Source organism: Citrobacter sp. S55_ASV_140 (assembly GCF_018919505.1).
In the GTDB taxonomy this organism is placed as follows: Bacteria; Pseudomonadota; Gammaproteobacteria; order Enterobacterales; family Enterobacteriaceae; genus Citrobacter; species Citrobacter werkmanii.
The window spans coordinates 53,631-62,807 of sequence record NZ_JAHLQZ010000007.1 but is presented as its reverse complement, the minus strand read 5'-3'; the positions used below and the strand labels follow the sequence as shown (position 1 = coordinate 62,807).

The following is a 9,177-nucleotide window of genomic DNA, read 5'->3' as shown; positions in this document are numbered from 1 at the left end:
TGTTCTGGCAGGTGTTCTGCCCGGCAACGCTGTTTCTGATTCTCTTCCAGTTTGCCGCCTTTGTGGGCGTCTATGAGAGCAAATCAGGCATGGTGGGCGTAATGCCCTTTAACACCGGCACGTTAATCAATTATCAGGCTATGCTGGCGGGGAATCTGGTTGGGGTACCACTGTGCTATCTTATTATTCGAACGATTCGCAATCCATTGCACCTGAGAGGCTATTTCTCTCAGTTAAAGCAGCAGGTTGACAGCAAAGTTACCAAAACAGAGCTTGCAGTCTGGTCGATTATATTGGCCGCATTTATGTCAATGTTGTGTATGCCGCTAAATGAACAAAGCTCAATATTTAGCACGAATTATACCTTGTCACTGTTACTGCCCGTTATGCTATGGGGCGCAATGCGTTACGGTTATAGATTTATTTCGTTGATATGGTCAGTCGTACTTATTACTGCAATTCATTATTATCAGCGCTATATGCCCTGGTATTCGGGCTATGATACCCAGCTTGCCATTACCTCATCGAGCTATCTGGTTTTCTCCTTTATAGTGAATTTCATTGCCGTACTGGCAACGCGCCAGCGGTTTGTTACCCGACGGAACCATCGTCTGGCATTCTATGATCCAATGGTACATATTCCAAACTTGCGTGCGTTGAATCGGGATTTGAAAAAAGCGCCCTGGTCAGTGCTCTGCTTTTTGCGCGTGCCCGGCATGGAACTGCTGGTGAAAAATTACGGCATTATGCTGCGTATCCAGTACAAGCAAAAGCTCGCTCAGTGGATAACACCTCTGTTAGAACCGGATGAGCATGTCTATCAATTATCGGGTAATGATCTCGTTTTGCGTTTTAACACAGAGGCTCACCAGGAGCGCATTGAAGCCCTGGACAGGCATATTAAGCAATTCCGCTTTATCTGGGATGGCATGCCTTTACAGCCGCAGGTTGGCATCAGCTTTTGCTATGTTCGCGCTCCGGTTAACCACATTTATTTATTGCTCGGTGAGTTAAGCACCATTGCCGAAATATCTCTGGCGACCAATTCTCCAGAAAATATGCAGCGACGCGGCGTGATGCACTTGCAACGTGACCTGAAAGATAAGGTTGCGATGATGAACCGTCTGCAGCAGGCGCTGGAGCACAATCGCTTTTTCCTGATGGCGCAGCCGATCGCTGGCGTGCGTGGCGATGTCTATCATGAAATTCTGCTGCGACTTCATGGGGATGATGGTGAAACTATCGCTCCGGATAATTTCTTGCCGGTAGCGCACGAGTTTGGTTTGTCATCCAGCATCGACATGTGGGTGATTGAAAACACGCTGAAATTTATGGCGCGGAATCGGGAACAAATGCCTGCCCGTCGGTTTGCTATTAACTTATCACCTACATCGGTATGCCGTGCCCGGCTTCCGCATGACATCAATCAGTTACTGACGAAATACAAAGTTGAAGCCTGGCAACTCATCTTTGAGGTGACGGAAAGCAATGCCTTAACCAATGCGGAACAGGCACAGGCGACGTTACTACAGCTGCAATCTTTGGGCTGTCAGATTGCGATTGATGATTTTGGCACCGGATATGCCAGCTATGCACGACTGAAAAATGTGAATGCCGATATCCTGAAAATTGACGGCAGTTTTATTCGTAATATCGTTTCGAACAGCCTCGATTACCAAATCGTGGCCTCCATTTGTCATCTGGCGCGGATGAAAAGAATGCTGGTGGTTGCGGAGTATGTCGAAAGCGAAGAAATACGCAGCGCGGTGATTTCGCTGGGAATTGATTACCTGCAGGGGTATTTGATTGGCAAACCGTTGCCGCTGCGCGAAACGCTGGAAGAGCAGGTGCCAGACGAGCCGGCACCTGTTAAGAGCTTATGCTGCGATATCGGGTGAGCTTTCTTCTTCAATTTTGAGACGCCAGCCGGTTACCGCTTCCCAGTATTGCTGCTCTTTTTCCAGATCGAGCAGTACCAGCGCATTTTGGCTGAACCAGTCATGTGGGAAGCGTAAGGTCCAGTGGTTGTCTTCGGTTAGCAGGGTCAGGGTCGGCGGCGTGGTTGTCGCCTGACGCTGATTATTCAGTAATACCCCCAGACGCAATAGCTGGATTAACGGCAGAAACTGTTTTTTCTTAAACAGCGTAAAGCGGGGTAAATCATCAAGTTTCACCGCTTTACGATGGTAACGAACTAATGTTGCCATCATCAGTTGCTGTTCCTGATTGAATCCCGGTAAATCGCTATTTTGTAGAATGTAAGCAGAATGGCGATGCAGGCCGCTATGGTTAATATTCAGCCCAACCTCATGCAGCATCGCAGCCCAGCGCAGTAACGCTTCCAACTGGGGATTGGCCAGTTTTGGCTGCTGAATATGCCACTGGTCATACATCTGCATGGTGGTTTCCAGCACACGCCGGGCTTGCTCACTGTCAATGTTGTACTGATTCGCCAGGCTGCTGGCGGTGCGGCTACGTACATCCTGATGGCGAAAACGGCCTTCCATCTCATACAACACGCCTTCACGTAGCGCGCCATCGGACAGCCGAAGCTCGCGAATCGCCAGCGCATCAAAAACGCCGCACAAAATAGCAAGCCCAGGTACAAACACCGCTTTTCGTTCTTCTGACAGTCCCGGCAAACTGAGCGCATCGAATGACGCGTGCTTCAGCACTTCAGCGGTCAGTTTTTCCAGACGTTCGGGGGTGATAAAACCATCTTTCTCCCCCATCTCCAGCAGCACTTCGTGTGCCGCTTTAATGGTACCCGACGCGCCCAGCGCAACGTTCCAGCCCTGAATACGAAACTGCCAGGTTAGCGTTTCAAGTTTTTGCGCTGCCGCCATGCGGGCGCGCTGGAAGTTTTCCCGACTGATAGCGCCGCCCGGGAAATACATCTGAGCAAAACTAACGCAGCCCATACGGCGGCTTTCGACCAGTTTGGGTTCGAAATCTTCGCCGATCACCAGTTCCGTTGAACCGCCGCCGATATCGATAACCAGCTTGCGGCCTTTTTCCGGCTGGGTGTGTTCAACGCCCATAAAAATCAGACGTGCTTCTTCATTGCCAGAAATAATCTCAATCGGGTAGGGGATAACTTTTTCTGCGCGCTTGAGAAAATCGGTCGCGTTCAGCGCCTGACGTAGAGTATGGGTTCCCACGATACATACGCTCGACGGGGGAAAACCTTGCAGTCGTTCGGCGAAAAGCGACAAACAGCTTAATCCGCGCTCCATTGCTTCTTCGCTCAGCTTGTTGTCTGCGCCGAGCCCATCCGCCAGATGTACGCGTTGTTTCAGTCGTCCGATGATTTGCATTGCACCATCAACCACGCGGGCAATGACCATATGAAAACTGTTTGAACCCAGGTCGACCGCAGCAAATTCCTGCGGTCGTGGTGACTTGTCGTGTATTGGCATATCGTTAGTCAGGTTGCTCGAGTGATTTGATGTAGTCGTAAATCGCCAATTGTGACTGAACCTTACGGCGGTTTCCACGTGGCACGTAGCGATTACTCAGTTCTTTATCGATGAAGCGAGCCTTCACCGTATCGCTAAACAGAATATCAATGATATCCAGCACGCGTTGCTTGAGGCGTGGATCAAGTAGTGGGGTAGCGACTTCGATACGATAGTCGATATTTCTTGTCATCCAGTCAGCCGAGGAGAGATACACCTGCTTATCGCCGCCGTTCTCAAAGATATAAACCCGGTCATGTTCGAGGTAGCGGTCAACAATGCTGATAACGCGAATATTATCGCTGATGCCTTCAAGGTTCGGGATCAGAGAACACATACCGCGAATCAATAAATTGACCGGCACGCCCGAGCCTGAGGCTGCATAGAGACGATCCACCAGACCTTTGTCGACCAGGTTATTCAGTTTTAACGTAATTCCTGAAGGTAACCCTTGCTGTGCGTTAGCGATCTCTTTGTCGATCATGGCGTACAGCAGGCGACGTGAGTTCTGCGGAGAAACCAACAGATAATCAAATGTTACCGGACGATATGGGTTTTCAATGAAGTTGAACACCCGGCGAACTTCGTTAGTAATGCGTGAATCGGCGGTAAGCAATGAGTAATCGGTATAGAGGCGCGCCGTTTTTTCGTTGAAGTTACCGGTCCCGATATGCGCATAGCGCACGACGTCATCGCCTTCTTTACGTGAGATAAGAAACAGCTTGGCGTGAATTTTCAGGCCTGGGGCGGAGAAGATGACGTGAACGCCCGCTTCGGTAAGACGTTTGGCCCAGTGAATGTTGGCTTCTTCATCGAAGCGTGCCTGCAGTTCCACGACGACAGTGACTTTCTTACCGTTATGCGCGGCATGGATCATCGCGTCGATGATGCGCGAGTCTTTTGCCACACGGTAGATGTTGATTTTTATCGCCAGTACGCTTGGGTCGAAGGAGGCCTGACGCAGCAGTTCCAGCACATGTTCAAAGGTGTGATACGGATAATAAAGCAGTACATCACGCTCGCGGATTGCGTCAAATCCGTTACGGAATTTCTCGTTATCGAACCAGATGTGACGCAGACGGGGCAGTGGTTTATTCACCAGGTTAGCTTTGCCAACATTGGGGAAGTTAATAAAGTCTTTGAAGTTATGGTAACGCCCGCCGGGAACGATGGAGTCGTAGCGAGAAATGGTCAGTTTTTCACGCAGCACCTCGACCAGCGCATTAGGCATATCTCGCTGATAAACAAAGCGCACAGGCTCGGCGGTCAGACGCTGTTTCAGGCTGGATGACATCAGCTCCATCAGGCTGGATTCCATCTCGTGCACTAAATCGTATTCCGCGTCGCGGGTCATTTTCATCGAATAGGCGTTCAGCGCATCGTAATCAAAGAACCCTTTGAAAATATCGTCAAGGCAATAACGTAAAATGTTGTCCAACAGGATCATCGGCTTACGACGACGCGGGGTCTCCGGCGGCAAATTCACAAAACGGGGAACCTTGTCAGAAGGGATTTCCAGCAGCGCGTAGCGGATCGTATCACCACGGATAATCTCCACCGCCAGATAGGTATAGTCATCTTTCAGAAACTGGACTAAATCCGTCTCACGGTTAATCAGAATCGGCGTAATGTGCTGGCGAAGATATTGCTTGAAGTAATGGCGTAACCAGCTCTGCTGATTCACCGACAATTGGCGTTCGTTGATTAAGAAAATCTGGTTACGCGCCATTTCCAGCAGTAATTCGTTATACAGGCCGTCAAATTCCTGATCGGCTTTTAATACGCGGGCCTGGATTTTGCCGAGCAGATGGCGGGAGTGAGAGTTTGAACCCTGTTCTTCGCTAATGATGATTCGGCGCTTCAGTTCGGCAAAACGAACCTTGTAAAACTCGTCGAGGTTATTGGAATAGATGCCTAAAAAACGCATCCGTTCGATCAACGGGTTTGATTTATCAGCAGCTTCCTGGAGTACACGTTCGTTAAACGCTAACCAGCTGAGTTCTTTCTCGATATATAGCTTTTCCTGACCCATTACCACTTTTACTCCGTTTCATTCACGGGACACTACCGATTTATTATGGCGAGCATTGCTCTCAGATGTCCAACTGTGCCAGAAAAATATGACAATAAACTGTCTGATAGCAAAGAGAAAGGGGGGAAGAATAGTAGGCCGGATAAGCGAAGCGCCATCAGGCCTACCGGAAGATGTGATTATTCGTCGGCGGCGTAGCCTTGCGGCGGCAGGCAAACGCCGTCCAACCATGCTGCGTTATCGCGCATCTTCAGGCGACCATCGATAAACCAGCTTACCACCAGCGGGTAAATCGCATGTTCCTGGGCCTGAACCCGGGCAGTGACGTCATCTTCGCTGTCGCCTTCAAATACCGGAACCTTGGCCTGGAGAATAACCGGTCCACCGTCCAGTTCATCAGTAACAAAATGGACGGAGGTTCCATGCTCTTCATCGCCGTTATCCAGTACCTGACGGTGCGTGTGCAAACCGGGATACTTCGGCAATAAAGACGGGTGGATATTCAGCAACCGTTCCGAATAGTGAGCAACAAACGCCGGGCTGAGGATGCGCATATAACCGGCCAGCACCACGACATCGGGGCCGTAGGCGTCAATCTCTTGTATCAGTTGGCGGTCAAATGCGTCACGGCTGGCAAACTGAGCGGCCTCCAGCGAATGTGCCGGAATATTCGCTTCTCGTGCACGTTCAAGGCCGAACGCATCGGCCTTGTTACTGAATACTGCCCGTATGGTGCCATTGATTTTTTTCTGTTCGCAGGCGTCGATGATCGCCTGCAAATTGCTTCCGTTACCGGAAATGAGCACCACAATGTTTTTCATTCAATGACCACACGCTGTTCGGAATCAGAGGCTTTGATGATACCGATTTTCCATGCGTTTTCACCTTTCTCGTTGAGCAAAGCGAGGGCGTTGTCAACTTCCGAAGCTGGCAGGGCGATGACCATGCCGACGCCGCAGTTGAAGGTACGGTACATCTCGTGCTGGCTGACGTTACCCGCCGTTTGCAGCCAGGTGAAGACGGCTGGCCACTGCCATGAGGATTCGTCGATCACTGCCTGCGTGTTGTCTGGCAGGACGCGCGGAATATTTTCCCAGAAGCCGCCGCCGGTCAGGTGGGCGATGGCATGCACATCAACCTTCTCGATCAGCTCCAGAATGGATTTTACGTAAATACGGGTCGGGGCCAGTAAGTGATCGGCCAGCGACTTGCCTTCAAGCTCGGTGGTTTCAGGGTCACAACCGCTGACTTCAACGATTTTACGTACCAGGGAGTAGCCGTTGGAGTGCGGGCCGCTGGAGCCGAGCGCAATCAGCACGTCGCCGTCAGCCACTTTTGAACCGTCGATAATCTCGGATTTTTCGACGACGCCAACGCAGAAGCCAGCCACGTCGTAATCTTCGCCGTGGTACATGCCCGGCATTTCAGCCGTTTCACCGCCCACCAGCGCACAGCCTGACTGCAGACAGCCTTCGGCAATACCATTAATGACGCTGGCTGCGGTATCCACATCCAGTTTGCCAGTCGCATAGTAGTCGAGGAAAAACAGCGGCTCAGCACCCTGAACCACGAGGTCGTTGACGCACATCGCGACCAGGTCGATGCCAATGGTGTCGTGGCGTTTCAGGTCCATCGCCAGACGCAGTTTTGTGCCTACGCCATCTGTGCCGGAAACCAGTACCGGTTCACGATATTTTTGCGGCAATGCGCACAGCGCACCGAAGCCACCCAGACCACCCATCACTTCCGGGCGACGCGTTTTCTTTACTACGCCTTTGATTCGATCAACCAGAGCATTACCTGCATCAATATCAACACCGGCATCTTTGTAGCTAAGAGAGGTTTTATCGGTCACTGCCTGCTTCCCCACATGTTTACTTGCAGTAAAAGTTAAATTCGGCGCAATTCTAACAGGGAAAGCAAACGTTTGCGAGCCTGCTCTGCATCAAGTTTTATCTGCTGATTTTTTCAGCATTTTACAGTCATTTATCTATTTGTTTGAATCGCGCCACGAAAATGAAACCGGGTACATTCTTGTTCTTGAAACCAGCCAGCCAAATGCGCAGTATCGTACTGAAACCGGTTTCTGTTCTCTGTTACGGACCTCACCGAGAGTGTTTTGAACAGGGCAATAAAGATAGGGGGAAGGTATGTCTGGATTTAAAGCAGATTTCATGTGGGGGGGCGCTGTAGCCGCTCACCAACTGGAAGGTGGCTGGCGGGAAGGTGGAAAGGGAATTAGCGTTGCTGATGTGATGACGGCGGGGGCGCATGGTGTGGCGCGTGAAATTACTGACGGTGTGATCGCCGGTAAAAATTACCCTAACCATGAGGCGATTGATTTTTATCACCGCTATAAAGAGGACATAAAGCTGTTTGCTGAAATGGGCTTTAAATGTTTTCGTACTTCCATTGCGTGGACGCGTATTTTCCCATTAGGCGATGAAGCGCAACCCAATGAAGCCGGCCTGCAGTTTTATGATGATCTGTTCGACGAATGTCTGAAATATGGCATTGAGCCGGTAATTACGCTGTCGCATTTTGAGATGCCTTACCATCTGGTGACGGAATACGGCGGCTGGCGCAATCGTAAACTTATCGATTTCTTTGTCCGTTTTGCCGGGGTGGTTTTCACGCGTTATCAGCACAAAGTGAAGTACTGGATGACGTTTAATGAGATTAACAACCAGGCGAATTATCACGAAGACTTCGCCCCTTTTACTAATTCTGGTCTGAAGTACCAGCCTGGTGAAGATCGCGAGCCGGTCATGTACCAGGCTGCGCACTATGAACTGGTGGCAAGCGCGCTGGCGGTGAAGACCGCGCGTGAAATTAACCCCGCGTTGCAGGTAGGGTGCATGATTGCCATGTGTCCAATCTACCCGCTGACCTGCGCGCCAGACGATATGATGATGGCGATGAACGCCATGCACCGTCGTTACTGGTTTACCGACGTGCATGTGCGTGGTAGATACCCGCAACATCTTCTCAACTACTTTGCTCGCCGTGGCTTTGAACTCGATATCACCAAGGAAGACCGTCAGGCGCTGGCCCTGGGCTGCGTTGATTACATCGGTTTTAGCTACTATATGTCTTTCGCGACGCAGGCTACGGCGGATAACCCCCAGTTGGATTACGATGAGTCGAAAAGTCTGGTACCTAACCCGTACGTGAAAAAATCGGACTGGGGCTGGCAGATTGATCCGGTCGGTCTGCGCTATTCGCTGAACTGGTTCTGGGATCATTATCAACTGCCGCTATTTATTGTCGAAAATGGATTTGGCGCCATCGACGTGCGCGAGAGCGATGGTACAGTCAACGACCAGTACCGTATCGACTACCTTGCCGCCCACATACGTGAGATGAAAAAAGCGGTGGTGGAAGATGGCGTGGAACTGATGGGATATACCCCGTGGGGGTGTATTGATTTAGTCTCGGCCGGGACGGGGGAGATGAAAAAACGCTACGGGTTTATCTACGTCGATAAAAATAATGACGGTAGTGGGACATTAGCACGCTCGCCCAAGAAATCTTTTTCATGGTATCAAAACGTCATCCAGACTAATGCTGAATATCTTTAAAATTCATAGCATTGATAACAAGCTCCGCCATGAGTACGGGGCTTGTTTTATACTCATCATCCAGACGCAAACGACTTTGGTTGATCCATATCAAGCGGATGCAGTG

General features: G+C 50.4%; 6 protein-coding genes. 2 read left to right on the top strand and 4 right to left on the bottom strand.

Annotation, left to right across the window (positions count from 1 at the left end):
* The coding region (locus KQJ18_RS02730) for an EAL domain-containing protein (protein ID WP_216421370.1) at positions 1 to 1,898 on the top strand (1,898 nt) is incomplete at its 5' end.
* Here KQJ18_RS02730 and ppx read toward each other — a convergent pair.
* From ppx to purM, 4 genes are all read right to left on the bottom strand, one after another.
* A complete protein-coding gene (ppx, locus tag KQJ18_RS02725; protein ID WP_038642590.1) occupies positions 1,878 to 3,419 on the bottom strand; it encodes an exopolyphosphatase in 1,542 nt (513 codons plus the stop codon). The genes KQJ18_RS02730 and ppx overlap by 21 nt on opposite strands.
* A gap of 4 nt (positions 3,420 to 3,423) precedes the next feature.
* A complete protein-coding gene (gene ppk1 / locus KQJ18_RS02720) occupies positions 3,424 to 5,490 on the bottom strand; it encodes a polyphosphate kinase 1 (protein WP_069324466.1) in 2,067 nt (688 codons plus the stop codon).
* A 179-nt stretch (positions 5,491 to 5,669) separates the two neighbouring features.
* Positions 5,670 to 6,311, bottom strand: a complete 642-nt coding sequence (purN, locus tag KQJ18_RS02715; RefSeq protein ID WP_216421367.1) for a phosphoribosylglycinamide formyltransferase — start codon at positions 6,309 to 6,311, stop codon at positions 5,670 to 5,672.
* On the bottom strand, positions 6,308 to 7,345 hold the full coding sequence (gene purM, locus KQJ18_RS02710) for a phosphoribosylformylglycinamidine cyclo-ligase (RefSeq protein WP_069324467.1): 1,038 nt from the start codon (positions 7,343 to 7,345) through the stop codon (positions 6,308 to 6,310). The genes purN and purM overlap by 4 nt, the downstream gene beginning before the upstream one ends.
* Positions 7,346 to 7,640: 295 nt before the next feature.
* On the opposite strand from purM, the gene KQJ18_RS02705 reads away from it, so the two are divergent.
* Positions 7,641 to 9,071 (top strand): 6-phospho-beta-glucosidase, encoded by a 1,431-nt coding sequence (locus KQJ18_RS02705; protein WP_159121852.1) that lies wholly within the window; start codon positions 7,641 to 7,643, stop codon positions 9,069 to 9,071.
* Positions 9,072 to 9,177: the final 106 nt, after the last annotated feature.

Coding starts and splice junctions, on each gene's coding strand:
- ppk1 (WP_069324466.1), bottom strand. CDS start 5,490: ATGGGTCAGGAAAAGCTATATATCGAGAAAGAACTCAGCTGGTTAGCG.
- ppx (WP_038642590.1), bottom strand. CDS start 3,419: ATGCCAATACACGACAAGTCACCACGACCGCAGGAATTTGCTGCGGTC.
- KQJ18_RS02705 (WP_159121852.1), top strand. CDS start 7,641: ATGTCTGGATTTAAAGCAGATTTCATGTGGGGGGGCGCTGTAGCCGCT.
- purN (WP_216421367.1), bottom strand. CDS start 6,311: ATGAAAAACATTGTGGTGCTCATTTCCGGTAACGGAAGCAATTTGCAG.